Below are 24,578 nucleotides of genomic sequence, written 5' to 3'. Positions count from 1 at the left end.
TCACGCGCCGATCACGATTCCCGCGCAGCGCTGCGTCATCGCCGTGCGCACGTCCACCTGTCCGCGCTCGAGCTCGAGCATGGTCACGCGATCGATCTGGACGAACTTCGGGGCCTGCCCGGTCACGCTCACGCCGAACATCGGACGCTGGTCGGCATCGCGCGCCAGCACGACTCGTCCCTCGGGGCAGTTGAGCAGCGTTGCCTGGATCGTGATGGCGTGCATCGAAGGACTCCGTCGGGCAAGTTGTCTTTGATGGTGTCGAATGTATCTAATCGAAACACGACCGGAAGGGCGCCCCTTCAACGAAGCCCGCAGAGCGTGCTGAAGTTCGCGCTTCGCGAGCCGGGGCCGCGTCGCTACAGTGGCACTTCCTCGTGCAGCCGGGCTCCGCGATGACCCCCATCCGCACCGTCCTCTTCCTGGCTGCCGCCGCCTGCGTCGCCGCTGCCGTGCCGTCCCGGGCCGCGCCAGTGCCCGACACGATCGCGGAGCGCACGCGAACCTGCACGGCTTGCCACGGCAAGGAAGGTCGCGCCACCCGCGAAGGCTATTTCCCGCGCATCGCGGGCAAGCCGGCCGGCTATCTGTACAACCAGCTCATCAACTTCCGCGATGGACTGCGCTCGAACGCCGCCATGACGTATCTGGTGCAGCACCTGACCGACGACTACCTGCGGGAGATGGCGACGTACTTCGCCTCCCTCGACCTGCCGTACGCACCGCCGCCCCCGCTCACCGGCACGTCGGAGTCCGCCCGCCTCGGCGAGACGCTGGTGCAGCACGGCGATCCGGCGCGCAAGATTCCGGCGTGCGCGCAATGCCATGGCTCGACGCTGACGGGCGTCGCCCCCGCGATGCCCGGCCTGCTGGGCCTGCCGCGCGACTACGTCATTGCGCAGTTCGGCGCATGGCGCAACGGCCGGCGCCATGCGGCCGCCCCCGACTGCATGGCGCAGATCGCCGAGCGCTTGACCAACGAGGACGTCTCCGCCGTCGCCTCCTGGCTGGCATCGCGACCCATCCCGCCCAGCGCGAAGCCGATCGACCGCATCGCGACGCCGCTGCCACTGCTGTGCGGCAGCGGGCTCGAGGGCGCGGCGCGATGAGCCGCGCACGGCCGGAGGGCTTCAGGTGAGCAGGCGGCGGCTCGGTCTGGCCATCGCGGCGGTGCTGGGGCTGCTGGTCGCGGCCGCCGTGCTGATTGCGGTACTCAACCTGCGAGACGAGCCGAAGGTGGACGACGCCGCACCCGCGCTCGCGGCCACGCCTGCCCTGGTGGAACGAGGCGCCTATCTGGCGCGTGCCGGCAACTGCGGGGCCTGCCACACGGCGCGCGGCGGCGCGCCCTACGCCGGCGGTCCCGGCGTGGAAACACCCTTCGGCACGGTCTACGCGAGCAATCTGACCCCCGACACCAAGACCGGCATCGGCGCCTGGTCGGCGGCCCACTTCTGGCGGGCCATGCACAACGGCCGCTCGCGCGATGGCCGGCTGCTGTACCCGGCCTTTCCCTATCCCAATTTCACACAGATCACGCGCGAAGATTCCGATGCGCTCTACGCCTACCTGCGCAGCCTCGCGCCGGTGCCGCAGCCCAACAAGCCGCATGCGCTGCGCTTTCCGTACGACTCGCAGCTCTCGCTCGCCGTCTGGCGTGCGCTGTTCTTCAGTCCCGGCACCCACAAGGCCGACCCGACACGCACGGCCGAATGGAATCGCGGCAGCTACCTCGTCCACGGACTCGGCCACTGCAACGCCTGCCATGGCGGTCGCAACATCCTGGGAGCCACCAGCGGCAAGCTGGAGCTCGGCGGTGGACTCATCCCGATGCAGAGCTGGTATGCGCCCTCGCTGGTCTCGCCGGCCGAAGCCGGCGTCGCGAGCTGGAGCACGCCCGAGGTCGTGGCGCTGCTGAAGAGCGGCGTGGCGCCCAAGGGCTCGGTGCTGGGGCCCATGGCCGAGGTGGTGTACCGCAGCACGCAATTCCTCAGCGACACCGACCTGCAGGCGATGGCCGTCTATCTGCGTGCGCTGCCGCAGCAGCAGCCGCCGGTCGACGACGAAGTCAAGAAACGCGATCCCGCACTGATGCAGCGGGGCGCTCGCCTGTACGACCAGAATTGCGCGCAGTGCCACGGGGAGCGCGGTGAAGGCTCGCCCGGCGCCTATCCGGCGCTTGCCGGAAATCGCGCGGTGACCATGGACGCCCCGGCCAACCTCGTGCGCATCGTGATTTACGGCGGCTTCCTGCCGGCCACCGCCGGCAATCCACGGCCCTTCGGCATGCCGCCCTTCAGCCAGCAGCTCGACGACAACGACGTCGCGGCGGTGCTGAGCTACATCCGGGGAAGCTGGGGCAACAACGCCTCGATGGTGTTGCCCATCGAGGCGCTGCGTTATCGCTGAGTCCGTGTCCGAGGTCGGGCGCAGCTACTGCCGCATTTTTTGCAGCGTGTGTGGAATGCAGTGATTCGTGAGTTGTGAATCTTCGCTCGCGCGAGTCTCGCGCTTCACGACTCCCGGGTAGCCGCGTCGGGGCCGGCTTGCTGCTCGCGCATGAACGCGGTCTGCATGCGCCGCAGGTGATAGTCGCGTGTTCGCTGCGCGGCCGCGAGCTGCTCCTTGGTCAGGCGCAAGCTGGGGCCCAGGCGCACGGTCGGGGAGACCTCGACTTCGGTGGCGCCTTCGTGGCGAATCGGTCGATCTGACATGAGAACCTCCTGCTCGAATGACGCAATGCAGCAAGCACCGTGCCCGCAGCCGCGATGCCCCGACGAGCGCGGCGGACTATGCGCTCGCGGCATGATGCACGCGTGACGCTGCTCTGGCGCCTGGCCGCCATCCTCTGCATCCTGCTCGCCCTCGCGGGCGTGGTGTTGCCGCTGCTGCCGACCGTGCCCTTCCTGCTGCTCGCCGCGGCCGCCGCCAGCCGCGGATGGCCCTGGCTGGACGACCGGCTGCTGGCGCACGAGGTCTACGGGCCGATGATCTCCCGCTGGCGCGCGCGGCGCGCCGTTCCGCGTCGCGCCAAGTGGTTCGCGACCGTCGGCATGCTGGGCAGTTGCGTGCTGGTCTGGTTCGCACCCGTGCCGGCATGGCTGGCCTATGCGCTGCCGGTCCTGCTGTTCGCGGTGGGTGTGTGGATCTGGATGCGGCCGGAAGAGTGATCGCAGCCTGCTCAGTCGAGCGAGCGCCGGCTGAGCCATCGTTGCGCCGCGGCTTCGGGGCCGAGCCGCCGCCAATCCAGCCGCTCCCACGCCTGACGCGCGAGATCGTTGAGGTCGATGCCCACGTCCTCGGCGCCCAGCTGGGGCTGCTCGAGGCGCAGCCGATCGGCGAAGCGAGAGATCCAGTCGAGCTGATCCTGCTGCAGTTCGGTGAGCGGAACGGGCTTCATCGCAGGTCCTGAAAGGAAAAAGAAGGGATGGCGCGCCATCCCTTCGAGCTCGGACCGAAGCCGTCCTCAGCGACGCTCGGATCCGCCGCCTTCGCTACCCTGTCCCGAGCTGCCGCCGCGCGAACCGCCCTGGTTCAGGTCCTGGCCGCTGCGGCCGCCGCTGCTGCCCGCCCCGCCTTGCGAGGCGCTGCCGCCGCGGTCGCGGTCCATGTCGGGGCTGCCGCCCACGCCCGTGCTGCCGCGCTCCTGCGACGCGCTGCCGCGATCGCTCTGGCCGCCGGTGCCGCCGCCCTGCGAGCCGCTGCCCATGCCCGGATTCTGCGAGCCGGCGCCGCCCTGACTGCCAGCGCCGCCTTGGGCGCCCGAGCGCTCGCTGGGGCTGCCTTGGCCGCGCTGGCCGCCGTACTGCTGCTGTCCACCCGGGCCGCCGGACTGCTGCTGTCCACCCTGGCCGCCGATGCCCGTCTGGCTCTGGCTGCCCGTCTTGCCCGGTTCACCCTGACTCGCCTGCCCGCGTTCGTTGCGTTGCGATTGATCGCCCTGGCTCGGGCTGTTCGGGTTGTTCTGATTCCCCTGGTTATTCGACGCCATCTTGAACTCCTTTCAGTAGGTGACTGCTGTTGTGCCTCTCGTTGTGCGCGGCGCGCCCGGGCATCACCCGGGTGACGGCAACCGCTGTGCCCAGCTGTGGGCACAGCGGTTGCCGCAGATGGCCTGACCCCGCACATCCGCTGGAGACCGTATGCAGAGCAAAGCCAGGTTCCTCGGCCACTCGGTGCACCAGATGCTGATCGTCTTTCCGCTCGGCCTGCTGGCCACGGCGGTAATGTTCGATATCGCCTTCCTCGTGACCGACAGGCCGGAGATGGCCGCCGTGTCGTACTGGATGATGGCCGCCGGACTCATCGGGGCCCTGGTCGCCGCGCCGTTCGGGCTGGTCGACTGGCTGGCGATCGAGAAGAACACGCGCGCCAAGCGCATAGGCGCGTTGCACGGCGGCGGCAACGCCGTCGTGACGCTGTTGTTCGCGGCCAGCTGGCTGCTGCGCGGCGGCAATCCTTCCGATCCGCCCGGCATCATGGCCATCCTGCTGGGCCTGGTGGGTGCGCTGATCGCGTTGTTCACGGCCTGGCTCGGCGGCGAGCTGGTGGCGCGGCTGGGCGTTGGCGTCTACGACGACGCCAACGTGAACGCATCGAACTCCATCACCCATCGACATCACGAGGCGCAGGCGCGCCAGGTTCACTGAAACCGCAGAAACGCAGCGTTACCTCGCCAGGGTCATGGGCACGCGGGATGCCGGCTAGCGTCCGGGCACGGTCGTCCACGGGCTTTTCTTGGGCGAGAACCGTGAACCAGTACATCTCGTGAACAACCTTGCCTCCCTTTCTACAAGGACCTGCCATGAATGCTTTGAAAACCGCCCAAGCGACAACCATCGTGCTGATCGCGCTCGCTTCCCTGACGGCCTGCCAGCGCCGCGATGAAACGGCCACGACCGGTGCCGCCGGCAGCGGCACGGCGAGCACCACCCCAGGCGGAAGCACCTCCGGCGGCGCGACCTCCGGCGGCACCACCTCCGGCAGCGGCACCTCGAGCACGGCCCCCAGCGCCGCCGCGAGCGCGGCCAGCCAGTAAGACGGCGCTCCGTCGGCGCCCGCAAGGCGCCGACGCATCGCTGAGCGCGCCGGCTCCAGGGCCGGCGCGCTGTCATGCGGCGGTGCTTTCCTCCGCGAACGCCGACACGGCATCCGGGCTCAGCTGCGCAGCCCCCAGCGCGCCGAGGTCCACCGCGGCGATGTCGGCGTGACCGAGCGCGTCACGCACCTCGTCGAGATGGCTCGCACAGCCGAGCACGACCACATCGCCGGGACGCGCCCTTCGCATCGCTTCGCGAATCGCCTCGCGCACGTCGAGCACGGTGCGCCACGGCGCGCGCGCCTGCGTCGCGCCGCGCTCGAGCTGCTGCGCGGTCGCACCGGGCGCCCGGCCGCGAAACTCGTCCATCTCGTAGAACACCACGTCGTCGAACCCGTCGGCACACACCTGGCCGATCTCGGCCAGGTCGTCGTCGCGCCTGTCGCCCGGCGCCGTCGCAACGCCGATGACACGCTGCGCAGTCAGACCCCGCGCGGTCGCGATGATGGCGCGGTAAGCCGCGGCGTTGTGCGCGTAGTCCACCAGCAGCGTGATGCCGCAGCTGCGAAAGACGTTGAGACGCAGCGGGTTCTGATGCGCGCTCGAGGTGAAGCTCGCCATCGCCGCGCCGATGCTGTCGCCTGCGATGTCGAGCGCGAGCAGCGCCGCGAAGGCCGCCAGTGCGTTCTCCACGTTGTGCCTGGCGAGCCCCTGCAGCGTGAACGGCAGCCGGGTCACGTCGACCAGCGGCATGTCGTGCTCGCCATGCCCCAGCATCACGATGCCCTGCTGCACGTGGACGCCTCGCCCGCCCTGCTGCAGATGGCGCGCGAAGACGGGATGGCTTCGGTCTTGCGCGAAATAGATCACTTCGCAGCCGCGCGGCGCGCGTGCGGCCATCGCGACGCAGCGCTCGTCCTGCGCGTTGAGCACCACCGCCTTGCGCGCCACCTCGACCACCAGCCCCTTCACTTCGGCCAGGTCGTCCAGGGTCTCGACGCCGTCGTTGCCGAGATGGTCGCGCTGCACGTTCAGCACCACCGCAACGTCGCAGCGGTCGAAGCCCAGGCCGCGCTTGAGAATGCCGCCGCGCGCCGTTTCAAGCACCGCCACCTCGACTTCCGGTGAACTGAGCACGGCACGCGCCGACCAGTAGCCGGTGCAATCGCCCTCGCTCACCTGCTGGCCGCCGACGAACACGCCTTCGGTGGTCGTCACGCCGGTGCATCGGCCCAGTCGCTGCAGCACGTGGGCGACGGCCAGCGTGGTCGTCGTCTTGCCGTTGCTGCCGGTGATGGCAACGACCGGAATGCGGCCGTCGGTGCTGTTCGGGAACAGCGACTCGACGATCGCCTCGCCGACCGGATGCGGCCGTCCCTGACTCGGGTGCTCGTGCATGCGGATGCCCGGCGCCGCGTTCACTTCGATGATGGCGCCGCGCTGCTCGGCGAGCGGCCGGCGGATGTCGCGGCACACCAGGTCGATGCCGGCGATGTCCAGGCCGATCTTGCGCGCGGCGCGCACGCAGGCCCGGCCGGTGTCGGGATGCATCTCGGCCGACACGTCCTCGGCGGTGCCGCCGGTCGAGAGGTTGGCGTTGCCGCGCAAGCGCACGATGCGGCCCTCGCCCGGGACGCTGTCCACCTGCAGCGCCTGCTGGGCGAGCGCCTCTTCGGCCAGCGCATCGAGCGGGATCCTGGTCAGCACGTTCTCGTGCCCGTGGCCCCGCGCGGGATCGGCGTTCTCGCGCTCGACCAGCTCGCGCACGGTGGACCGCCCGTCGCCCTTCACGCGAGGCGGAAGCCGCCGGGCGGCGGCCACCACCCGGCCGTCGACGACGAGCACGCGATAGTCGTCGCCTTCGAGATGTTCCTCGACGATCACCTGCTCTCCGTGCGCCCGAGCCCGCTCGAAGGCCGCCGCGAGCGCCGGCTCGTTGTCCACCGCGGTGCTGACGCCCTTGCCCTGGTTGGCATCCAGCGGCTTGACCACCACCGGCCGGCCGATGGCGCGGGCCGCCTCGCTCGCGTCCTGCATGGTCGCCACGGTCCGGCCTTCGGGAACCGGCAGCCCCGCTTCGGCGAGCAGCGCCTTGGTGAGCTGCTTGTCGCTGGCGATCTCCACCGCGACGTAGTTGGTCCGGCTGGTCGTCGTCGCCTGGATCCGGTGCTGGCGCACGCCCCACCCGAGCTGGAAGAGATGGGCTTCGTCGGCCAGCCGCACTGTCGGGATGCCTCGGCGGCGCGCCGCCTCGACGATGGCGCGCGTGCTCGGACCCAGCGCCTCGCGCGAGGCGATCTGGCGAAGCTGCGCCACCGCCGCCTCGAGCTCGAAGGGCCGTCCGCCCGCCAGCCGCGACACCAGCTCGACGGCGATGTCGAGCGCGTGCCGCACCAGCCGCTCGCTGAGGTATTCGACGACGACACGGTACTGCCGCGGCATGCCCTGCACCATGCGCGCCTTGCCGAATCCGAGGTCGTGGCCCGCGAGGTTCTGCAGCGCCAGCGTCACATGCTCCACGATGTGGGCCATGTAGGTGCCCTCGCGCAAGCGCTCCACGAAGCCGCCGCGCCGCCCCACCGAGCAGCGGTGCTCCACCAGGCCTGGCAACAGCTCCACCAGGCGCTCGGTGAAGCCCGGCAGCGCCGTGGAGGGCACCTCGTCCAGGTCCTCGAGGTCGAGCACGGCAAGGAAACAGGGGCGCAGCGCGTGCAGGTTGGGGCCCCGCAGGAAACGGCGTTCGATGACCTTCATGCTGTCCTTTGTCGCAAGTTCGTTCACGCCGCCAGCGGCGCCGCGAGCGGGGCGTCGGAGGAGCTGGCCACGGCGGCCACGACGTCGTACAGCGCGATCGGCACCATGCGCCCGTCGCTGGTCCGCGTCTGCGGGCCCTGTCCCTTGGCGTCGAAGTAGTAGCGCGCGCCGGCCGGCATCAGGTGCAGCTTCACGTTGGTGAGCTCGAGCTGCTGGTGGCGGTCTTCGTCGAGAAAGCTGGTGAGCATCTCGCGGCCGTCGAGAATGGTCACCGCGCCCTCGCCGATCACCTCGAGTCCGAGGCCCGGCTCCACGATCAGCGCCGTGTTCTCGTCGATGCCGGCCCCGAGCAGGTAGGGGTTCTGCGCGACCACCGACAGCAGCCGGCCGATGCGCTTGCGCTCGGAGAAATGCTGGTCGATGACGACGCGGCGCATGAAGCCGAGCCCCGCGGCGATGCGCACGCTGCCCTTGATCGGCTGCAGTTCGGGACCGCTTTCATACAGCATGTGCTCGGACATCGCCGAAGCACCCGCGCTGGTGCCGGCGATGCAGGTGCCGCGCTCGCGCAGCGCGCAGTGCATGGCGTGGTCGAGCCGCGTGCCGCCGATGAGCGACAGCAGCTTGACCTGGTCGCCGCCGGTCATGAACACCGCGTCGGCGTCGTAGATGGCCTTCGCCAGCACCTCGTCGTTGGCCTGCTCCCGGTTGTCGATCACCACCGGTGCGCACTGCGTCACGCCCAGGTCGCGAAAAGCGTCGTTGTAGACCTTCCAGACCTCGTCGTGGTAGTTGCTCGCCGCGGTGAGCACCGCGATGCTGGCCTTGCGGCCGCCGGCCAGATCGACGAAGCGCGACAGCACCAGCTTGTCCTCTTCCCGGTCCTCCGCGCCACCGATGATGAACAGATGGCCGTGTCGCTGCGTCTTCTTGCGGGGCTGTCTGGGCATTCAGCACTCCCTGATCGCCAGCCGAGAACTTCCTCGGCGTACGGAAGATGGGTAGGGGCTGGCGGGTAGAACTTGCTCGCCGCGCCTCGGCCTTGCCGTCCGATCGGGACGGCGACCGGCTCAGCGCGGAGCGGAACGCTTCCTGGCCGGCGGCGGCTTGGCGTCGGCGCCCGGCTTGAGCTGCCAGTCGACGTCGTCCTTGCCGGTGCTGACCTGCTTGGCGGCGTGCATTGCGGCGCTGGGCGAGATCGGATCGCTGGCGGGAAACGTCTCGTCGAGCGACTCGTCGAGCAACTCCTGGTAGGTGGGAACCTTGGCCGGTTTCTTGGCGTTGCCTTCCAGCCGCTTGGCTTCCTTCTGGCGGGCATCCGGATCCTTCATGTCGGTCTCGATGGGAACGGGTCCCCGATGCAGGCACGCGGCATGCCCGAACGGCGGCGGCGACGCACCGTTGGAGCACCGGATGAAGCACAGACACCTGACCATCGCATCGACGGGGCTCGCCTGGCTGGCGGGCTGCTCGCCCCTGCCCGAGCCGGCCGTGCAGGCGCCCTTGTCGAGCGAAGCCGTTGCGCAGGCAGCCGCAGCCCCGGCCGAAGCGCCCGACCAGGCGCCGCTCCCGGCGCGCGGCGGCGCATTCGGCATCGGGATCCGGCCCACCGGCTCGGGTGCCACGGGCATCACGCCCTGAAGGTCTCGACGATTCGGGCACAACCGTTGCCCGTGGATACGTTGCGGGCCGTGACGGCCGCTCGAGTCGGGCATGGACTTCGCAGAATTCTTCACCCACAGCGCGCGTGAGCTCGTGCCACTCGCATGGCAGAAGGAGCTGCTGTTCCTGTTCGACTACCGCGGCCCGCTGATCGACCTCGATGCCGATCGCACGGCCATGCACGGCGGGCTGCAGCGACTGTCGCTGGCGACGCTGGGGTTGCTGAAGGACGGATTCATCTTCATCTGCGCGCAGACCGACCTGCGCGAACACGGCATGGCCGACGTGTCGGTCAGCATCGCGGGCACGGGCGAGCGCGCCGATGACCAACGCGTCGGCGAGGTGCTGCGGCGGCTCGACCTGCGGGAGCGCCCGCACGCCGCCGACCTCGCGGGCAGCGCGGCCGACGCGCAGGCGCGGGTCGCCGCGGGCCGCTGTCCGATCACCGGCGCCACCGTCTCCTTCGCGGCCAATCGAACGGACGGACTGCTGTTCGCCTTCGACATCAGCGTGCCGGCGCGCGAGATCGACCCTGGGGCGTCGCTGCCGAACGCACAGCGCGCCCGCGCCTGGCTGATCAGCGAGACGCCCGCGGCGTATCAGTCGCTGGTGCGACGGCTGCAGCGCCTGGGCTGGGCGACGACCAGCTTCTCCTCCGTGCCGCAGATGCTGGATCAGCTCGACCGCATGTCGAGTGCGATGGCGCGCCCGCTGCTCGTCATTGCCACCGAATCGCCGGGACTCGGCGACGTGGACCTGCAGCCTGTGCGGCAGCGGCTGCCCCATGCCCAACTGGTCCTCGCGGGAACCTTCGGCTCCGCGCGCCGCGGCGCGTCCGACATCGACTTCCGCCTGTGGCCCTTCAGCCCGGCCGAGCTGCACGAGTTCACGCGGCGCGCCTGCGACGAGATCGACACGCTGTCCGGCGAGACGGTGCCCGCGCCCATCAGCTTCTCGGACCGTCCGCACGCGCTGGTGGTCGACGACAACGCGGTCAACCTGCTGGTCGCGAGCGGGCTGCTTCAGATGGCGGGCTTCGAGGTCACCACCGCCAGCGGCGGAGCCGAGGCCGTGCAGCGCTGCCGCGAACGGGCGCCGCAGCTCGTCTTGATGGACGTGCACATGCCGGGAATGGACGGCCTGGAAGCGACGCGCGTGCTGCGCCAGCTCCAGCGCGACGGTGCGCTCGCGCCCTTCCCGATCGTCGCGGCCACGGCCGATTCGATGGCGATCGGCGAGCGCGCGTGCTTCGACGCGGGCATGGACGGCTACCTGTGCAAGCCGTTGACGCTCGAGGCCATCCACCGGGAAGTGACGCGGGTCATGCCCGCGGCCCCCGCCACGGTCGCACAGCCTTGAGGCGTGCAGTCTTTACACGACAGCGGCCAAGTTCGCCGCCGCCCGAGCACGTTCGTGTAACACCACCGCTTTTGCTGCGCTTTTTGCGGAACCACTGTATTCAGGTGTAGTCCGTAATGACGATCTGTGCGTTGGCTTCGTGCCCGCACGCGCGCCGGCTCGCCCGCCTCCCCCTTTCACCGCTGTTCCCCGATGCTGAAGAACGTCTTCTTCTCCGTGCTGCTTTGTGCCTGCTTCGCGGCCCGAGCCGATATCTCCTTCGAATCCGCTCGCGCGCTCGTCGTCGACGAGGAAAGCGGCCAGGTGCTGTTCGAGAAGAACGCGACCACCGCCGCGCCCATCGCCTCGATGACCAAGCTGATGACGGCGATGGTGGTGCTGGACGCGGGCCTGCCGGCAGACGAGGTGGTGCGCATCACGCGCGAGGATCTCGACACCTTGAAGCACACGACCTCCGGCGTGCCGGTCGGCGCGATGATCGAGCGCCGCGACCTGCTGCAGCTCGCGCTCATGTCCTCCGACAACCATGCCGCCGCGGCGCTCGCGCGCACCTATCCCGGTGGCCACGCCGGCTTCCAGGCCGCGGCGCTGCGCAAGATCGAGGCGCTGGAGCTCGAGAACACGGTCATCGAGGAGCCGACGGGCCTGTCGCCGAACAACCATGCGACGGCGCGCGACATGGTCAGGATCCTCAAGGCGGCGTCGGCCTACCCCGAGATCGAGCATGCGACGAGCCAGGCCCAGCAGACCATCCTCGTCAGCGGACGCCCGCGGGTGTTCCGCAACACCAATGGCCTGGTCGGGCGTCCGGGCTGGGACATCCTCGTGTCCAAGACCGGCTTCACTCAGGAGGCAGGCCGTTGCCTCACCATGCGCCTCACCGCCGCCGGCCGGCACATCCTGATCGTCCTGATGGGCGCGATGGACTCGTGGGAGCGCACGCTCGACGCCCACAACATCCAGCGCTGGCTCGGCGTGCCGCTTCCCGACCTGGCCGCGCCGAGGGCGCGCCTGCAGCCGGTGCGCAAGGTGCACAAGGTCAGCGTGCGCAAGCGCCGCTGACCCGGCGCTCACTCCAGGGTGAAGCCGAGCTTCAGCGTCACCTGCCAGTGCGCCACCTTGCCCTCGACCACGTGGCCGCGGGTCTCGATCAGGCTGAACCACTGGATGTTGCGGATCGTCTCGTGCGCCTTGGAAAGCGCCGTCTGGACCGCTTCCTCGATGCTGATCGGGGACGATCCGGTCAGCTCCAGCGTCTTGTAGACATGGTTGCTCATCGTGGTCTCCTCGCAGGTCTGGGGCCACGACGCTAGCCGCTTTGCCGGCAAACCACAACCGCCGGCGACACGTTTTTCACGCCGGCCTGCCGGCCTCGTGACGCCGCCACGCCCGCAACCCTGCCGGTTGTGGTCGAATCGGTGGAATCCCTCTCTCCCGATCCCGATGGCCTTCACTCCCGATGACGAACCCGGCTGGTTCCGCTGGCTGAGCCGCGTCGTGCTGCGCCTGGGCCTCAGGCGCGCCATGCTCGCGATGACAGCAACGATCGCCCTGCTGGCAGTGCTGATCGCCGAAACGGTGGTCCTGGTGCTAGGCCGCGGCGACTGGAGGATCGCGCTGGCGTCCGCGACGCTGTGCTCGGTGGTGCTGGCGCCGCTGTTCGGCTCGCTGCTTCTGCGGCTGGTCTTCGAGCTCGATCGCGCGCGGCAGCGGCTCACCGTGCTGGCCACCCACGACGACCTGACCGGTGTCCACAACCGGCGCCACTTCATGGAGGTCGTGCAGCGCGAATGGGACCGGGCCCGGCGCTACAGCACGCCGGCGGCGATGCTGCTGATCGACGCCGACCATTTCAAGCGCGTGAACGACGCCCACGGGCACCTGTGTGGCGACGAGCTGCTGCGCTGCATCGCCCAGACCGTGCGCGAACAGCTGCGCCAGGCCGACGTGCTGGCCCGTTTCGGTGGCGAGGAGCTCATCGTGTTCCTGCCGCACACCGACCCGCTGGGCGCGCTGGACGTGGCCGAGCGCATCCGCGAAAAGGTGCAGAACCTGTCCGTCCCCTGGCAAGCAGCCAAGGTCAGCACCACCGTGAGCATCGGCGTGGCGCCGCTGCGCAACGAGCTGCCGTCGCTGGACTGGATGATTCACGAGGCCGACACCGCGCTGTATGCGGCCAAGGCCGACGGGCGCAACTGCGTGCGCACCCTGCCTTTCGAAGCCAGCCGCAGCGGCGGGGCTTACCCTGTGAATTCACGATAGGGTCTGCGTAGGCACGTCGTTCGCTGTGCCACGCTGACATGTCGCGAATCGCCTGCCTTCTTCTCGCCCTTCCGCTTTCCGGCCTGGCCGAGGTCACCGACCACGTCGACGTGGCCCGCCTGGTCGTGGCCCAGACCAACGAATTCCGCCGCTCGCAGGGCGCCGGGCCCACGGTGGCGAATCCCCGGCTCGAACAGGCCGCGCGCAGCTTTGCGGAGTTCATGGCACGCAGCGACCGCTACGGCCACGAAGCCGATGGCAAGCAGCCGCCCGAGCGGGCGAAGGCGCATGGCTACGACTACTGCATGGTCTCGGAGAACATCGCCTACCAGTTCCACTCCGCGGGCTTTCGTTCGCCCGACCTCGCCCAGCGGCTCGTGCGCGGCTGGGAGCTGTCGCCGGGGCACCGGCGCAACATGCTCGATCCCGATGTCACCGAAACCGGCGTCGCCGTCGCGCGCAGCCCGAAGACTGGGCGGTACTACGCGGTGCAGATGTTCGGCCGCCCCAACTCGTCGCGCATCGAGTTCCGCATCGCCAACCGGTCGGCGTCGGCGGTGCGCTACGAGCTCGCCGGCGAATGGTTCCACCTGCCGCCGCACATGACCCGCACGCACGGGCAATGCCGGCTCGAGACCCTGACGATGCGACTGCCGGGCGACCAGGACGCGACGCGGATCCAGCCGAACAACGGCGAGCGCTATGCGGTCGAGCGCGTCGGCGCGCGCTATCGCTTGACGAAGGGATAGCACCACTGCGCCATGCGCCGACTCGCGTTGCTCGCGCTGCTGAGCTGCCTGCTGGTGCCGGCAGCCGCCGATGCCGACGAGGCGAAGGCCTGGGCCGCCTTGCAGCGCGGCGGCGCGGTCGCACTGATGCGCCACACCGATGCGCCGGGCGACGTCGGCGATCCCCCGGGGTTCCGGCTCGGCGACTGCGCGACGCAGCGCAACCTCAGCCCGCGTGGGCGGGAAGACGCGGCAGCGGCCGGCCGTCGCTTCAAGCAGAACCGGATCGCGTTCGCGAAGGTGCTGAGCTCACCGTGGTGCCGCTGCGTCGACACCGCGACGCTGATGGACATGGGCCCCGTTCACGAGGAGTCGACGTTCGGCAACGTCGTCGTGCTGGCCGATCAGCGCGAAGCCCTGACCGCCGGCGGTCGCAAGCTCATCGCGGCCTGGAAGGGCCGAGGCAACCTGCTGATCGTCACCCATGGCGCCAACATCGTCTCGCTCGCCGGCACCAGCCCGGCGTCCGGCGAAACGGTCGTCGTCACGCCCGGCCCCGGCGGCGACCTGCAGGTGCAGGGCCGCATCCCGCCGCCATGACCGTCAACGCTACCCGTCGATCGGGACGCCGCCCGTCCACTGCGCCATCCATCCATCCCAGATGGAATTGACGGGCTTCGACAGCTCCGCCTGAAGCTCGAACCAGCTGGAGACGAAGCTCCACTGGCCGGAGAGCGCCTGTTGCCAGCTGGCCAGCGCGTCGGCCTGCATTCGCTGTGCCTGCACGAGCCAGTCCGAGAACAGCGCATCGGGATCCGGCGCTTCGACCGCGACGGCGGCCGTGGATGTGCGTGCCATGCTGCCTCCTGTCTCTGTCGATGGTGGATCTTTGCGGGCGGCCCGGGGCGATGCAAGCCCCTGTTCACGTCGCTACCGTTGACACAAATCAAGCCATTCCGTCGCTGCGCTCGTACGCTCGCGCCATGGACATGGCCACCCGCCCTCGCCTGCGTCCCCCCTCGTCGACGCGCCGCAAGCAAGGCGACCGCGAGCGTGGCGCGAGTCCCTGGCTGGGCCGCGGCACGCCGCCGTCGGAGACCTTCCTGCGCTATCAGGAGATCCAGCGCGCGCTGAGGACGCTGGCGGGCCGGCCCGGCTCCTGGGCGCCCGCGACACCGATAGGCGCCTTCATGGACTGGTGCCTGCACCTTGTCGCGTCGCCGGCCAAGCAATGGGAGCTCGCGGAACTCGCCGGGCGGCAGCTGCAGCGAGGAGCCAGCGTGCTGGCACGCGGCGCCGACGAGCCCTGGGTGATCGAGCCGCTGCCGCAGGACAAGCGCTTCGACGACGCGCAATGGCGCCAGCCGCCCTTCTCCTGGCTCGCGCAGGGCTTCCTGCTTCGCCAGCAATGGTGGCAGTGCGCCACGTCCGCGGTGCCGGGCGTGACGCGGCACCACGAGCACATGCTGGAATTCGCGGCGCGACAGTGGCTCGACATGTTCGCGCCGTCCAACTCGCCCTTCATCAACCCGCAGGTGCTGCGGCAGACCATCCACCAGGCGGGCACCAACGTGCTGCGCGGCATGGGCTACGCGGTGGACGACGCCGTGCGCGAACTGCGCGATCAGCCGCCGGCCGGCGCCGAGGTCTGGCGCGTCGGCGAGAACCTGGCGATCACTCCGGGCCGCGTGGTGTTGCGCAACCGCCTGATCGAGCTGATCCAGTACGAGCCCACGACGCCGACCACGCACCCCGAGCCGGTGCTGATCGTGCCGGCGTGGATCATGAAGTACTACATCCTCGACCTGTCGCCGCACAACTCGATGGTCAGGCACCTCGTCGATCGCGGCTTCACGGTGTTCGCGGTGTCGTGGAAGAACCCCGATTCAGGCGACCGCGAGCTCGGCTTCGACGACTACCACCAGCTCGGCATCCTCGACTCGCTCGATGCGATCGGCAGGATCGTGCCCGGCGCGCGCGTGCACGCCCTCGGCTACTGCCTCGGGGGCACGCTGCTGGCCATGGCCGCTGCGGCGCTCGGGCGCAGCGGCTCGCAGCCGTTGAAGAGCGTGACGTTGCTCGCGGCACAGACCGACTTCGCCGACCCCGGCGAGATTTCGCTGTTCATCGACGAGAGCCAGGTGGCTCACCTCGAGGATCGAATGTGGCCGCGCGGCTGGCTGGACAAGCGGCAGATGCGGGCGACCTTCCAGATGATGCGATCCAACGACCTCGTCTGGTCGTACCGCCTGCTGAACTACTTGCTCGGCGAGCGCCAGCCGGTGACCGACCTCATGGCATGGAACGCCGACGGCACCCGTATGCCGTACCGCATGCATTCGGAATACCTGAGGCGCCTCTTCCTCGACAACGCGTTGGCGCGCGGCGAGATGGTCCTGGGCGGCGAAGCCATCCATCTGCACGACATCCAGGGGCCCTTGTTCATCGTCGGCACAGTGCAGGACCACATCGCGCCGTGGCGTTCGGTGTTCAAGCTCAATCACCTCACCGACGCCGAGCAGACGCTCGTGCTGACCGCCGGAGGCCACAACGTCGGCATCGTCAACCCGCCGGGCAACGAGAAGGCGAGCTACCGCATCGGCGAGTGGCATGTCGGCAACCGCCGGCTGGCGCCCGAGGAATGGCTGGAGGCCACGCCCAGCATCGACGGCTCCTGGTGGAACGCGTGGTTCGCCTGGCTCGCGCGCCGGTCCTCGCGTCGCGCGGCGCCTCCTGGAATGGGCGCACCGGAACAGGGGCTGCCACCACTGGATGCCGCGCCGGGCCGCTACGTGCACCAGCGCTGACCTTGAACTTTCGCCGCCCGGCTCGCAGATGCCGTCCGGAGGTGCTTTCTTGGGCGGCAACGACGGGTTCCTTCTCGATGCCTATTCGCAGACGGTGAGCGGTGTGGTCGAGCGCGCCGGCCCCAGCGTCGCCTCGGTGCGCGTCCGGGGCCACGCGCGCGACCGCGATGCGCCGCTGGGAGGCGGCTCGGGGTTCCTGTTCACGCCCGATGGCTACCTGCTGACCAACTCGCACGTCGTGCGCGCGGGCGCACAGGCGCCGGCGAAGCGGCACCAGGTTTCGCTGAGCGACGGCCGCGAGTTCGAAGCACGCTGGGTCGGCGACGATCCGGACACCGATCTCGCCGTGCTGTGCATCGACGGCATGTCGCGCGGCACGCTGGCGCCGCTGCCCTTCGGTCGCTCCGCACTGCTCAGGCGCGGCGAGATCGCGGTGGCGATCGGCAATCCGCTCGGCTTCGAGCACACCGTGACGGCCGGCATCGTGAGTGCGCTCGGGCGCAGCATGCGCGCCGGCACCGGGCGGCTCATCCCCGACGTGATCCAGACCGATGCGGCGCTCAACCCCGGCAACTCCGGCGGGCCGCTGCTGAACGGCCGCGGCGAGGTGGTCGGCGTCAACACCGCCATCATCCGCGGCGCCCAGTCGATCAGCTTCGCCGTCGCCATCGACATTGCGGGCTGGGTGATTCCGCAGCTGCTCCAGCACGGCCGCGTGCGCCGCGGCTACCTGGGCGTGGGCGGCGCGACGGCGGCGCTCGACCGGCGCGTGATGCTCGCCTTCAGCCTGACGCAGACGCATGCGGTGCGCGTGTCGGCGGTCGAGCCCGGCAGCCCGGCGGCGCACGCGGGGCTCCACGAAGGCGACCTCATCGTCGGCATCGACGGCGTCACCATCGATTCGGTCGACCGCCTGCACCAGACGCTGGACGCGAGCCGGGTGCACAAGGACTGTGTGCTCAAGGTGCTGCGCGGCAACCATGCCGGCCAGCCGCTGTACATCACGGTGCGGCCCAGCGAGCACGCTGGTCGCTGAACGCCGGATCAGCCCCGGCGACCGGTGGCGAGCGCCTCGGCGAGATGGCGCAGCAGCGCCTGCGCGTCGCCTTCCCAGGCGCTGCCGTGCATGCAGGCCAGCGTCTCGGGCCGCTCGGCGCCCAGCCGCGCCAGCAGCGCGGAAGTCCCCGGCGTGTGCGCGAAGTAATCCATCGGCTGACGGAACGCTTCGCTGGGGCCGAGGATGTCCGCGCGCGTCAACGGCACGTCGCCGCGGCCCGGCTGGGTGAACAGATCGCCGCAGAAGAACGTGCGCGTCGTCGTGTCCATCGGCAGACCGCAGTCCCAGCCGTGCGGAAGATGCGGCGTGTCGAACCAGCGCAGCTGGTGCCGTCCGAGCGAGAGCGTCTCGCCGTCGGCCAGGACACGCGGCGGCCGGTCGGCGAGGTCGCCGATCGAGACCAGCGCGGCGATGCGACCGCACAGCGGCACGGCCTGCGGCGCCGCCGCCAGCAGGTCGTTCAGCGCGCCGCACTCGTCGGCTTCGACGTGCGACAGCCCGACATAGCGCAGCCGCTCGAGCGGCATCAGCCGAGAGATGGCCTCGCTGACGAGCGGAAAGAGGCGTCGCGGGCCGGTGTGAAACAGCAGCGGCTCGTCATCGACGACGAGGTACTGGTTGAAGCTGAACGACCCTGCATCGCCGGGCAGCTCGACCGGCGTGTTGATGCGGTAGATGCCGGCGGCGATCTCGTGCACGTTGGTGCCGGTGTGCGGATTCGTGACCATGGAAAGCTCCTGAAGTGGTTGGCTCCAGGATGTGGCACGAGCCGGCCAGGCGTTACAGCCCGGCCGGCAAGCTTGCGGATCAGTCGCTGGCGCGCTGCCAGCTCTCTCGCTGGCGCGCACTGGCCTGGAAGCTGCCGCCGAACAGCGACGTTCCGCGCCGCACGAACAGCAGCGCGATGCGGGCCGCCTGCGGATGCCCCGCGTCGGCCAGCTCGGTCAGCGCCAGGAACGAGGCGTGCCAGCATCCGTCTTCCATCAGGCGCATCGCCTCCTCGAAGCGCCGGGCCCGCTCGCCGAGGCGTCGCGTGCTCGACGCGTCCCGCCCAGCAGCGGGGAAGCTGTCGATCGCCGGATTGAACGAGGGAAAGGGCTCGCTGCTCATCTGAAGGCTCCTCGGGCTGTGTCGGCCTGGGTTGCAGCGCGCGGGAAACCGGTTCAAACGATTTTCGGGCGACTATGCTCCACGGCATGGAAGACGCATCGACGCTGACGCCGTCGCCCGAGGGCGAGCTGGCCGGCTGCATCGCGGCGAGCTCGCCGGGCCAGGCATTGGAGGCCGAAGCCCGGCTCTATCGCCTGCTGGCGCCGCGGGTGCGGCGCTATGGACTGCGCCACCTGCGCGATGCCGACGCCGCGTCCGACCTCATGCAGCACGTCATGGTGCTGGTGATCGAGCGGCTGCGCAGCGGCGACGTGCGCGAGCCGCAGCGCATCGTGTCCTTCGTGCTCGGCGCCTGCCGCATGACGGTGCTGGAGATGCGCAGCCGCCAGGCGCGCCGCGAGGCACTCCTGGAGCAGCACGGCGAGCTGCTGGCCATCGCCGACATCGCCGTCGAGCCGCGCCACGACCACGAGCGTGTCGCCGCGTGCCTCGAAAGGCTGTCCGAACGCGAACGCTCGGTGATCCTGATGAGCTTCTACGAAGAGCGCCCGGCCGAGGACGTGGCCGGCACGCTGGGCCTGTCGCCCGGCAACGTGCGGGTCATCCGCCCACCGCGGCATCGCGCGGCTGCGCGCCTGCGTCGGCGAGGCGAGGAACGCGGCATGAGCGCACATCTCGAGTTCGACGGGCTGCTCGCCTACTGGCTGGGTGAGACCGATGAAGCGTCCACCTCGGCGATCGACGAGCACCTGCTCGGATGCGATGCCTGCGGCGCGCAGCTGGACGAGCTGATCGCGCTGGCGCGAGGCGTGCGCGAAGCGCTTGCCGCCGGCCTCATCGGCGCATTCGTCGCGCCGGCGTTCGTTGCCGCGCTGGCGCAGCGAGGCGCCAAGGTGCGCGAGTACCGCGTGCCCCCCGGCGCAAGCGTGGCTTGCGGCGTGGCGCCGGGCGACGACGTGCTGGTCGCACGCTATCCGGCGCGGCTGGAGGGACTGCAGCGGGTCGATGCAGTGGTGCAGACCTCGCTCGATGCGGCGGAGCGCCGTCTGGAGGACATTCCCTTCGATGCGGCCTCCGGAGAGGTCGTGTGGCTGGCCCGGCTGGCGCTGGTGCGCACGCTGCCGGCGCATCGGATTCACGTGCGCCTGCTGGCGGGGGAACGGGTGATCGGCCGCTATACGCTCGATCACAGCGTGTGAGACGAGCTGCCTACACCGGATAGGTGCCATCCCCATGCGGCGCCGCACGAAACTGCGCCATCTGCTCGGCGCGCGCCGTGAAGGCCTGCAGCACCGGAAAGTCCTTCGCCGGAACCACCTGGGGCAGCATGCTCTGCGTGAAGTGCCAGACGACCGCGGCCGTCACGCCGGCCTGATCGATGCTCGCGCTGTCGGCCGCGGGCGGTCGTCGCGCAAGCTCCTCTTCCAGCGCCCCATAGGCGGCCAGGGCCTGCGCGGTGATGCGCGCCAGCCAGGGGGCATGCACCTTCTCCGCAGGCCGAAGGCCGTGCTCGTAGACGATCTGCACGGTCTTCTCGCAACCCGCCAGCGCGAGCCCGATGACACGCAGCGCGTGCTGCCTCTCGGCGGCACCGGTCGGCATCAGGCTGCGTCGCACGCCGGCGAGTCCCTCGGCGTACTGCAGGATCAGCGTGGAATCCATGAGCACCGTGCCGTCGTCGCAGACCAGGGTCGGGGCCTTGACGACGGGGTTGATGCGGCTGAACTCATCGAAGCCCCGGAACACCGAGACCGAGCGGTGCTCGAAGGGCAGGCCCAGGAGCTGAAGCGAAACGGCGATGCGCCTCACATAGGGCGAATCGAGCATGCCGATCAATTGCATCGAATGAAGGCTCCATCTCGAGGAGCGCCGGGCGCGGACGCCGCGGGCTCCTTCAAGGACGACGTCGTGGCAACGCCGCCGGCGCCGGGCCGCGACGCTCGAGGTGGCGGAACGTGATGCGTCCCTTGCTGAGGTCGTAAGGCGACATCTCCAGCGACACGTTGTCGCCTGCGAGGATGCGGATGTGGTGCTTGCGCATCCGACCCGAGGTGTAGGCCACGAGCTGATGGCCGTTGTCGAGCGTGACGCGAAAGCGAGAGTCCGGAAGGATCTCGTTCACGATGCCGCTCATCTCGATGAGTTCTTCCTTGGCCATATCGGCTCTCCTGGTGACGGTGTATGCAGGCCGCGCGCGAAGAGCCGGGTCGCGCCGGTACGAAAGGCACCCTGGCGGGTGGACGAGAGGCGCCGCTCGCGCCGCGGTGATCCCGGGCAGGATCGGCGGAAGAACGGCTCGGGGGTGGGAGCAATGCCGGTGTCGAAGGCCTGCGGCCCGGGGGGCCGCTCGTCGCCGGCGGAAGCCGCAATTTTACCACCCTGGCTCGCGTGCTACCCTGACTCGATTCGAGGCAGGCCGACGCTGAGACGTGAAACGACGCCTGCCGCGCCACTCGCCTGGAGCGACACCGCCAGCAGCGTTGCCGTGTCGATGCAGGCGCTCCTGGGAACCGGGCATGAGCCAAAGCGATATCCGACCAGCGGCGAGCGGCGCCGAGATTGCCTTGCTGCTGTCCCCGTCTTCAGCCCGCCGTGCCGGACTGCAGCCGGCGCGCTGGCAGGCGCTGCTGGAGGCGCTTCCTTCGTCTGCGGACAAGCTGTGGCGCCGCCGGGCCGGCGAGGTGGCCGAGGACGATCTCGACGCCTACGTGCTCCTGCATTGGATGCGCTGGAACGGCGGCAATCTCGAGCTCACCGAGCTGGGGCGCAACCTCGTCCAGCTGATCGACTCGCGCAGCGGCGGCCGCGCGTGAAGAGCCGCTTCAGGGCTCGCCCAGCATGCGACGAAGCGCCTTGAAGAAGAGCTCCGACTGCAGCCGTTCGCCCGCGGTCTGCTGGGACACGCGCGCCGCCAGGGCGCGGTCGACCGGCGCCGCCGGCACGCCGGTCGACGCAGCGATCACCTGCAGCTGGCAGGCACGCTCGAGGTAGTAGAGATCGTCGTAGGCGTGGTCCAGCCGCTCGCCGCAGACGATGACGCCGTGGTTGGCGAGGAAGACGACGTCGGCGCCGGCCATCGCGTGCGCGATGCGCTCACCTTCCGCCATGTCGAGCGCGAGCCCGTTGTAGCGGCGGTCGACCGCGATTCGCCCATGAAAGCGCATCGCGCCTTGCGAGAGTGTCGTGTCGAGTGCGCGGGCCTCGGTCAGGGTGAGCGCGGTCGCGTACGGCATGTGGGTGTGCAGCACGCAGGCCTTGCGCGCGATGCCGTGCACCGCGGCGTGAATGAACATCGCCGTCGGCTCGACCTCGTGCCGACCCGCGAGCTTGGCGCCCGCGGCATCCACCATGACGATGTCGGCCGCCCCGATCTCGCTCCAGTGCAGCCCGCGCGGGTTGATCAGGAAGCGCGGGCTGCCGTCCGGCAAGGCCACGCTGAAGTGATTGCAGATGCCCTCCGAGAGGCCGTGATAGTCCGCGGCACGAAGCGCGAGCGCCAGGTCGCTGCGCAGCCTGCGGATGTCGGGTGAGTCGAAGGTGGAGTGGTCTGACGTCGTCATCGTCGAAGGTCCTGTGCCGTGTCCGCCAAGAGCATCGCATCGCCCGAGAAGGCGTGAAAAGCCTGCAAGCTGTGAAAGGACTTTTCGAAATGACAGCCTGCGTCAGTTGCCTCGCGATGGAGTGAAGCAATTACACGATGCGGGAACAAATGGCAACCCTTCATTTGTTGCACCGGAAATTTCTCTAGCCTAAGCTCGTACGCAATCGAGGTTGCTCGGAATTTCACGGGAAACCCACACAAGCGCGATGAGGGAACAGCGCATCGTCACCGCCACCCGGGGCCGGTGACGCGCAAGTCCGCACAGGCGCCAGCGCACGTCCGCAGCAGACGTGCGCGAACCCATCAGGAGGAAGACCGTCGACGGTCCTCACGAATGTGAAGCTTCTTCACAGGCGTCGGGCTGCCCATTGAGTTCCATTCGAAAGCACCAGGGGTCACATGCAAATCGCGAGTCAGCAGCAACCCGTCCGCAAGCACTTTTCGGCGCACAACCCCGCCCCTGCCGCCGCCCGCCTGCGGGAAGAGCACGAGAAGGGCAGCACCATCATCGGCGTTCCGTTCGAGACGCCGCATTCCCTGCGGACGATGCTGCTCGATCAGCCGGCTGCAAACGATGTTCCCGATATCGGAGGCAGCCAGCGGCTGTTCACGATCCGCGCTGCCGATTCGTTCGGCTATCGCAGCTCGGCGAGCATCCTCATCGACCGCATGTACGCCACCCGCGGCTACCGCACCAACGGCCTGCCGCAACCTGCCCCCAACCGCATCACCCTGACCGCCTGCGAGCACGACGAGGTCATGGGGACCATCACCGTCGGCTTCGATTCGCCGACCGGCCTCAACGTGGACGAGCTGTTCCACGAAGAAGTCGAGACGCTGCGCCGCAGCGACCGCCAGGTCTGCGAATTCACCAAGCTCGCGATGGACACCCTGGTGCGCTCCAAGCGCGTGCTGGCCTCGCTGTTCCACGTCGCCTACATCTACGCGCATCGCGTGAACCGCTACCAGGACCTGCTGATCGAGGTCAATCCGCGCCACGTGCGCTACTACGAGCGCATGCTCGGCTTCGTGGTCAGAGGCCCCGAGCGCATGAACCCGCGCGTCGATGCGCCGGCGGTCCTGATGTCGCTCGATTTCGCCCACGCGCACGCGCAGATCGAGAAATTCGGCGGCCGGCAGCACCTGGCCGAGGGCGAGCGGTCGCTTTATCCGTACTTCTTCTCGCCCGCCGAAGAGGCCGGCATCGTCGGCCGCCTGCGCCGCCGCTGAGGCACCGGCGGCGTTCACCGGGCGCGCGCCGAGCGGGATGGCGCGCCGTTTGCCGGGCGCCACGGTGTTGCCATGGGCGTGCCGATTCCCGCAATGACCTCACCCTCCCCTGCCTACTCGTACGAGGCGGCCTTTTCGCGCAACATCGGCTGGGTCACCGAGTCCGAGCAGGAGCGCCTGCGGCGCTCGCGTGTGTGCATCGCCGGACTGGGCGGCGTCGGCGGCATCTACCTGCTGACGATGGCGCGGCTGGGCATAGGCGCCTTCTCGGTGGCCGACTTCGACACCTTCTCGGTTGCCAACTTCAATCGCCAGGCCGGCGCCACGGTCGACACGATCGACAGGCCCAAGCTCGACGTCATGGTGGAGATGGCGCGCCAGATCAACCCCGAGCTGGACCTGCGCACGTTCGAGCACGGCCTCACGCCGGACAACCTCGATGCCTTCCTGGCCGACGGCGACGTCTATCTCGACGGGCTCGATTTCTTCGCGCTGCAGATGCGCGAAAGCGTCTTCGCGGCATGCACGCGCAAGGGCATTCCGGCCACCACGGTGGCGCCGCTGGGCATGGGCGCGGCGCTGCTGAACTTCGTGCCCGGCGGCATGAGCTTCGACGATTACTTCGGCTTCTCGGGCCAGTCGCAGGAGCAGCAGGCGCTGCGCTTTCTGGTAGGGCTGTCGCCGGCGATGCTGCAGATGGGCTACCTCGCCGATCCGTCGCGGGTGAACCTCGCCGAGCGCCGCGGGCCATCGACCATCATCGCGGTCCAGCTGTGCGCAGGCATCGCGGCCGCCCAGGTGCTGAAGCTGATCCTTCGCCGCGGCGACGTGATCGCCGCCCCGTGGGGCCTGCACTTCGATGCCTACAAGAACCGCCTGAGGCGCACCTGGCGGCCGGGCGGGCATCGCAATCCGATGCAGAAGCTGCTGCTGTCGATCGCGCAGCGGCGGCTGCAGCCCTCCTGAGCAT

At 69.6% G+C, this 24,578-nt stretch carries 31 protein-coding genes; 17 read left to right on the top strand and 14 right to left on the bottom strand.

The window, feature by feature from the left end; genetic code table 11:
- Entirely contained in the window at nucleotides 1–225 is a 225-nt protein-coding gene (locus P7V53_RS15075) for a hypothetical protein (RefSeq protein WP_280156288.1), read from the bottom strand.
- A 170-nt stretch (nucleotides 226–395) separates the two neighbouring features.
- Here P7V53_RS15075 and P7V53_RS15070 point away from each other — a divergent pair, with 170 nt between their 5' ends.
- Together P7V53_RS15070 and P7V53_RS15065 are read left to right on the top strand one after the other, a co-directional pair.
- Nucleotides 396–1,109: a c-type cytochrome gene (locus P7V53_RS15070; RefSeq protein ID WP_280156287.1), complete on the top strand. Its 714-nt coding sequence runs from the start codon at nucleotides 396–398 to the stop codon at nucleotides 1,107–1,109.
- 25 nt (nucleotides 1,110–1,134) lie between these two features.
- The gene (locus tag P7V53_RS15065; RefSeq protein WP_280156286.1) at nucleotides 1,135–2,409 is read left to right on the top strand and encodes a cytochrome c; all 1,275 of its coding nucleotides are present in this window, start codon (nucleotides 1,135–1,137) and stop codon (nucleotides 2,407–2,409) included.
- Between the two features lie 104 nt (nucleotides 2,410–2,513).
- Here P7V53_RS15065 and P7V53_RS15060 read toward each other — a convergent pair whose 3' ends face one another.
- Complete coding sequence (locus P7V53_RS15060) at nucleotides 2,514–2,714, bottom strand: hypothetical protein (protein ID WP_280156285.1); 201 nt, start codon at nucleotides 2,712–2,714, stop codon at nucleotides 2,514–2,516.
- A 102-nt stretch (nucleotides 2,715–2,816) separates the two neighbouring features.
- Here P7V53_RS15060 and P7V53_RS15055 point away from each other — a divergent pair, with 102 nt between their 5' ends.
- Entirely contained in the window at nucleotides 2,817–3,170 is a 354-nt protein-coding gene (locus P7V53_RS15055; protein ID WP_280156284.1) for a YbaN family protein, read from the top strand.
- An 11-nt stretch (nucleotides 3,171–3,181) separates the two neighbouring features.
- On the opposite strand, the gene P7V53_RS15050 is transcribed toward P7V53_RS15055, so the two are convergent.
- Together P7V53_RS15050 and P7V53_RS15045 are read right to left on the bottom strand one after the other, a co-directional pair.
- A complete protein-coding gene (locus P7V53_RS15050; protein ID WP_280156283.1) occupies nucleotides 3,182–3,400 on the bottom strand; it encodes a hypothetical protein in 219 nt (72 codons plus the stop codon).
- 66 nt (nucleotides 3,401–3,466) lie between these two features.
- Nucleotides 3,467–3,991 carry a hypothetical protein gene (locus P7V53_RS15045; protein WP_280156282.1) on the bottom strand — a complete coding sequence of 175 codons (525 nt, stop codon included), beginning with the start codon at nucleotides 3,989–3,991 and terminating at the stop codon, nucleotides 3,467–3,469.
- A 151-nt stretch (nucleotides 3,992–4,142) separates the two neighbouring features.
- Between P7V53_RS15045 and P7V53_RS15040 the strand changes: the two genes are divergently transcribed.
- On the top strand, nucleotides 4,143–4,649 hold the full coding sequence (locus P7V53_RS15040; RefSeq protein ID WP_280156281.1) for a DUF2231 domain-containing protein: 507 nt from the start codon (nucleotides 4,143–4,145) through the stop codon (nucleotides 4,647–4,649).
- Nucleotides 4,650–4,804: 155 nt separating this feature from the next.
- Complete coding sequence (locus P7V53_RS15035) at nucleotides 4,805–5,038, top strand: hypothetical protein (RefSeq protein ID WP_280156280.1); 234 nt, start codon at nucleotides 4,805–4,807, stop codon at nucleotides 5,036–5,038.
- A 72-nt stretch (nucleotides 5,039–5,110) separates the two neighbouring features.
- Here the strand turns inward: P7V53_RS15035 and cphA are convergent, their stop codons facing one another.
- The 3 genes from cphA to P7V53_RS15020 form a co-directional block, all read right to left on the bottom strand.
- Entirely contained in the window at nucleotides 5,111–7,792 is a 2,682-nt protein-coding gene (gene cphA, locus P7V53_RS15030; RefSeq protein ID WP_280156279.1) for a cyanophycin synthetase, read from the bottom strand.
- A gap of 23 nt (nucleotides 7,793–7,815) precedes the next feature.
- Entirely contained in the window at nucleotides 7,816–8,742 is a 927-nt protein-coding gene (locus P7V53_RS15025; RefSeq protein ID WP_280156278.1) for a cyanophycinase, read from the bottom strand.
- Between the two features lie 120 nt (nucleotides 8,743–8,862).
- Complete coding sequence (locus tag P7V53_RS15020; RefSeq protein WP_280156277.1) at nucleotides 8,863–9,123, bottom strand: hypothetical protein; 261 nt, start codon at nucleotides 9,121–9,123, stop codon at nucleotides 8,863–8,865.
- An 82-nt stretch (nucleotides 9,124–9,205) separates the two neighbouring features.
- Between P7V53_RS15020 and P7V53_RS15015 the strand changes: the two genes are divergently transcribed.
- The 3 genes from P7V53_RS15015 (at nucleotide 9,206) to P7V53_RS15005 (ending at nucleotide 11,875) form a co-directional block, all read left to right on the top strand.
- Nucleotides 9,206–9,433 carry a hypothetical protein gene (locus P7V53_RS15015; RefSeq protein ID WP_280156276.1) on the top strand — a complete coding sequence of 76 codons (228 nt, stop codon included), beginning with the start codon at nucleotides 9,206–9,208 and terminating at the stop codon, nucleotides 9,431–9,433.
- 72 nt (nucleotides 9,434–9,505) lie between these two features.
- Nucleotides 9,506–10,813, top strand: a complete 1,308-nt coding sequence (locus P7V53_RS15010) for a response regulator (protein ID WP_280156275.1) — start codon at nucleotides 9,506–9,508, stop codon at nucleotides 10,811–10,813.
- Nucleotides 10,814–11,005: 192 nt separating this feature from the next.
- Nucleotides 11,006–11,875: a serine hydrolase gene (locus P7V53_RS15005; RefSeq protein WP_280156274.1), complete on the top strand. Its 870-nt coding sequence runs from the start codon at nucleotides 11,006–11,008 to the stop codon at nucleotides 11,873–11,875.
- A gap of 8 nt (nucleotides 11,876–11,883) precedes the next feature.
- Here P7V53_RS15005 and P7V53_RS15000 read toward each other — a convergent pair whose 3' ends face one another.
- Nucleotides 11,884–12,090 (bottom strand): dodecin, encoded by a 207-nt coding sequence (locus tag P7V53_RS15000; protein WP_280156273.1) that lies wholly within the window; start codon nucleotides 12,088–12,090, stop codon nucleotides 11,884–11,886.
- Nucleotides 12,091–12,256: 166 nt separating this feature from the next.
- On the opposite strand from P7V53_RS15000, the gene P7V53_RS14995 reads away from it, so the two are divergent.
- The 3 genes from P7V53_RS14995 to P7V53_RS14985 are packed head-to-tail and all read left to right on the top strand — an operon-like array spanning nucleotide 12,257 to nucleotide 14,403.
- Nucleotides 12,257–13,075 (top strand): diguanylate cyclase, encoded by an 819-nt coding sequence (locus P7V53_RS14995; RefSeq protein ID WP_280156272.1) that lies wholly within the window; start codon nucleotides 12,257–12,259, stop codon nucleotides 13,073–13,075.
- Between the two features lie 38 nt (nucleotides 13,076–13,113).
- Nucleotides 13,114–13,824: a CAP domain-containing protein gene (locus P7V53_RS14990; protein WP_280156271.1), complete on the top strand. Its 711-nt coding sequence runs from the start codon at nucleotides 13,114–13,116 to the stop codon at nucleotides 13,822–13,824.
- A 12-nt stretch (nucleotides 13,825–13,836) separates the two neighbouring features.
- On the top strand, nucleotides 13,837–14,403 hold the full coding sequence (locus P7V53_RS14985; protein WP_280156270.1) for a histidine phosphatase family protein: 567 nt from the start codon (nucleotides 13,837–13,839) through the stop codon (nucleotides 14,401–14,403).
- A 9-nt stretch (nucleotides 14,404–14,412) separates the two neighbouring features.
- On the opposite strand, the gene P7V53_RS14980 is transcribed toward P7V53_RS14985, so the two are convergent.
- Nucleotides 14,413–14,661, bottom strand: coding sequence for a hypothetical protein (locus P7V53_RS14980; protein ID WP_280156269.1), 249 nt, complete (start codon nucleotides 14,659–14,661; stop codon nucleotides 14,413–14,415).
- 131 nt (nucleotides 14,662–14,792) lie between these two features.
- Here P7V53_RS14980 and P7V53_RS14975 point away from each other — a divergent pair, with 131 nt between their 5' ends.
- Together P7V53_RS14975 and P7V53_RS14970 are read left to right on the top strand one after the other, a co-directional pair.
- Complete coding sequence (locus P7V53_RS14975) at nucleotides 14,793–16,610, top strand: alpha/beta fold hydrolase (RefSeq protein WP_280156268.1); 1,818 nt, start codon at nucleotides 14,793–14,795, stop codon at nucleotides 16,608–16,610.
- Nucleotides 16,611–16,659: 49 nt separating this feature from the next.
- The gene (locus tag P7V53_RS14970; RefSeq protein WP_280156267.1) at nucleotides 16,660–17,646 is read left to right on the top strand and encodes a trypsin-like peptidase domain-containing protein; all 987 of its coding nucleotides are present in this window, start codon (nucleotides 16,660–16,662) and stop codon (nucleotides 17,644–17,646) included.
- Between the two features lie 8 nt (nucleotides 17,647–17,654).
- Here P7V53_RS14970 and P7V53_RS14965 read toward each other — a convergent pair whose 3' ends face one another.
- Both P7V53_RS14965 and P7V53_RS14960 read right to left on the bottom strand, forming a co-directional pair.
- Complete coding sequence (locus tag P7V53_RS14965; RefSeq protein WP_280156266.1) at nucleotides 17,655–18,395, bottom strand: MBL fold metallo-hydrolase; 741 nt, start codon at nucleotides 18,393–18,395, stop codon at nucleotides 17,655–17,657.
- A 79-nt stretch (nucleotides 18,396–18,474) separates the two neighbouring features.
- Nucleotides 18,475–18,777, bottom strand: coding sequence for a hypothetical protein (locus P7V53_RS14960; RefSeq protein WP_280156265.1), 303 nt, complete (start codon nucleotides 18,775–18,777; stop codon nucleotides 18,475–18,477).
- A gap of 86 nt (nucleotides 18,778–18,863) precedes the next feature.
- Between P7V53_RS14960 and P7V53_RS14955 the strand changes: the two genes are divergently transcribed.
- The gene (locus tag P7V53_RS14955; RefSeq protein WP_280156264.1) at nucleotides 18,864–19,976 is read left to right on the top strand and encodes a sigma-70 family RNA polymerase sigma factor; all 1,113 of its coding nucleotides are present in this window, start codon (nucleotides 18,864–18,866) and stop codon (nucleotides 19,974–19,976) included.
- Between the two features lie 10 nt (nucleotides 19,977–19,986).
- Here P7V53_RS14955 and P7V53_RS14950 read toward each other — a convergent pair whose 3' ends face one another.
- A complete protein-coding gene (locus P7V53_RS14950; RefSeq protein ID WP_280156263.1) occupies nucleotides 19,987–20,619 on the bottom strand; it encodes a glutathione S-transferase in 633 nt (210 codons plus the stop codon).
- Between the two features lie 52 nt (nucleotides 20,620–20,671).
- A complete protein-coding gene (gene infA, locus P7V53_RS14945; RefSeq protein WP_280156262.1) occupies nucleotides 20,672–20,935 on the bottom strand; it encodes a translation initiation factor IF-1 in 264 nt (87 codons plus the stop codon).
- Between the two features lie 358 nt (nucleotides 20,936–21,293).
- Here infA and P7V53_RS14940 point away from each other — a divergent pair, with 358 nt between their 5' ends.
- Nucleotides 21,294–21,590 (top strand): hypothetical protein, encoded by a 297-nt coding sequence (locus P7V53_RS14940; protein ID WP_280156261.1) that lies wholly within the window; start codon nucleotides 21,294–21,296, stop codon nucleotides 21,588–21,590.
- 9 nt (nucleotides 21,591–21,599) lie between these two features.
- Here the strand turns inward: P7V53_RS14940 and P7V53_RS14935 are convergent, their stop codons facing one another.
- Nucleotides 21,600–22,337, bottom strand: coding sequence for an aldolase (locus P7V53_RS14935; protein ID WP_280156260.1), 738 nt, complete (start codon nucleotides 22,335–22,337; stop codon nucleotides 21,600–21,602).
- A gap of 440 nt (nucleotides 22,338–22,777) precedes the next feature.
- On the opposite strand from P7V53_RS14935, the gene P7V53_RS14930 reads away from it, so the two are divergent.
- Both P7V53_RS14930 and P7V53_RS14925 read left to right on the top strand, forming a co-directional pair.
- Nucleotides 22,778–23,608 (top strand): hypothetical protein, encoded by an 831-nt coding sequence (locus P7V53_RS14930; protein ID WP_280156259.1) that lies wholly within the window; start codon nucleotides 22,778–22,780, stop codon nucleotides 23,606–23,608.
- Nucleotides 23,609–23,701: 93 nt separating this feature from the next.
- Entirely contained in the window at nucleotides 23,702–24,574 is an 873-nt protein-coding gene (locus tag P7V53_RS14925) for a ThiF family adenylyltransferase (RefSeq protein ID WP_280156258.1), read from the top strand.
- Nucleotides 24,575–24,578: the final 4 nt, after the last annotated feature.

This window comes from Piscinibacter sp. XHJ-5, assembly GCF_029855045.1.
Taxonomy (GTDB): Bacteria; Pseudomonadota; Gammaproteobacteria; order Burkholderiales; family Burkholderiaceae_C; genus Albitalea.
The sequence above is the reverse complement of the archived record's forward strand: the minus strand, read 5'-3'. Positions and strand labels throughout refer to the sequence as shown.

Bases quoted from the DNA above. Each gene is read 5' to 3' on its own strand.
- P7V53_RS15075 (WP_280156288.1), bottom strand. From the start codon at position 225: ATGCACGCCATCACGATCCAGGCAACGCTGCTCAACTGCCCCGAGGGA.
- P7V53_RS15070 (WP_280156287.1), top strand. From the start codon at position 396: ATGACCCCCATCCGCACCGTCCTCTTCCTGGCTGCCGCCGCCTGCGTC.
- P7V53_RS15060 (WP_280156285.1), bottom strand. From the start codon at position 2,714: ATGTCAGATCGACCGATTCGCCACGAAGGCGCCACCGAAGTCGAGGTC.
- P7V53_RS15050 (WP_280156283.1), bottom strand. From the start codon at position 3,400: ATGAAGCCCGTTCCGCTCACCGAACTGCAGCAGGATCAGCTCGACTGG.
- P7V53_RS15045 (WP_280156282.1), bottom strand. From the start codon at position 3,991: ATGGCGTCGAATAACCAGGGGAATCAGAACAACCCGAACAGCCCGAGC.
- P7V53_RS15040 (WP_280156281.1), top strand. From the start codon at position 4,143: ATGCAGAGCAAAGCCAGGTTCCTCGGCCACTCGGTGCACCAGATGCTG.
- P7V53_RS15035 (WP_280156280.1), top strand. From the start codon at position 4,805: ATGAATGCTTTGAAAACCGCCCAAGCGACAACCATCGTGCTGATCGCG.
- cphA (WP_280156279.1), bottom strand. From the start codon at position 7,792: ATGAAGGTCATCGAACGCCGTTTCCTGCGGGGCCCCAACCTGCACGCG.
- P7V53_RS15025 (WP_280156278.1), bottom strand. From the start codon at position 8,742: ATGCCCAGACAGCCCCGCAAGAAGACGCAGCGACACGGCCATCTGTTC.
- P7V53_RS15020 (WP_280156277.1), bottom strand. From the start codon at position 9,123: ATGAAGGATCCGGATGCCCGCCAGAAGGAAGCCAAGCGGCTGGAAGGC.
- P7V53_RS15015 (WP_280156276.1), top strand. From the start codon at position 9,206: ATGAAGCACAGACACCTGACCATCGCATCGACGGGGCTCGCCTGGCTG.
- P7V53_RS15010 (WP_280156275.1), top strand. From the start codon at position 9,506: ATGGACTTCGCAGAATTCTTCACCCACAGCGCGCGTGAGCTCGTGCCA.
- P7V53_RS15005 (WP_280156274.1), top strand. From the start codon at position 11,006: ATGCTGAAGAACGTCTTCTTCTCCGTGCTGCTTTGTGCCTGCTTCGCG.
- P7V53_RS15000 (WP_280156273.1), bottom strand. From the start codon at position 12,090: ATGAGCAACCATGTCTACAAGACGCTGGAGCTGACCGGATCGTCCCCG.
- P7V53_RS14995 (WP_280156272.1), top strand. From the start codon at position 12,257: ATGGCCTTCACTCCCGATGACGAACCCGGCTGGTTCCGCTGGCTGAGC.
- P7V53_RS14990 (WP_280156271.1), top strand. From the start codon at position 13,114: ATGTCGCGAATCGCCTGCCTTCTTCTCGCCCTTCCGCTTTCCGGCCTG.
- P7V53_RS14985 (WP_280156270.1), top strand. From the start codon at position 13,837: ATGCGCCGACTCGCGTTGCTCGCGCTGCTGAGCTGCCTGCTGGTGCCG.
- P7V53_RS14980 (WP_280156269.1), bottom strand. From the start codon at position 14,661: ATGGCACGCACATCCACGGCCGCCGTCGCGGTCGAAGCGCCGGATCCC.
- P7V53_RS14975 (WP_280156268.1), top strand. From the start codon at position 14,793: ATGGCCACCCGCCCTCGCCTGCGTCCCCCCTCGTCGACGCGCCGCAAG.
- P7V53_RS14965 (WP_280156266.1), bottom strand. From the start codon at position 18,395: ATGGTCACGAATCCGCACACCGGCACCAACGTGCACGAGATCGCCGCC.
- P7V53_RS14960 (WP_280156265.1), bottom strand. From the start codon at position 18,777: ATGAGCAGCGAGCCCTTTCCCTCGTTCAATCCGGCGATCGACAGCTTC.
- P7V53_RS14955 (WP_280156264.1), top strand. From the start codon at position 18,864: ATGGAAGACGCATCGACGCTGACGCCGTCGCCCGAGGGCGAGCTGGCC.
- P7V53_RS14950 (WP_280156263.1), bottom strand. From the start codon at position 20,619: ATGCAATTGATCGGCATGCTCGATTCGCCCTATGTGAGGCGCATCGCC.
- infA (WP_280156262.1), bottom strand. From the start codon at position 20,935: ATGGCCAAGGAAGAACTCATCGAGATGAGCGGCATCGTGAACGAGATC.
- P7V53_RS14940 (WP_280156261.1), top strand. From the start codon at position 21,294: ATGAGCCAAAGCGATATCCGACCAGCGGCGAGCGGCGCCGAGATTGCC.
- P7V53_RS14935 (WP_280156260.1), bottom strand. From the start codon at position 22,337: ATGACGACGTCAGACCACTCCACCTTCGACTCACCCGACATCCGCAGG.
- P7V53_RS14930 (WP_280156259.1), top strand. From the start codon at position 22,778: ATGCAAATCGCGAGTCAGCAGCAACCCGTCCGCAAGCACTTTTCGGCG.
- P7V53_RS14925 (WP_280156258.1), top strand. From the start codon at position 23,702: ATGACCTCACCCTCCCCTGCCTACTCGTACGAGGCGGCCTTTTCGCGC.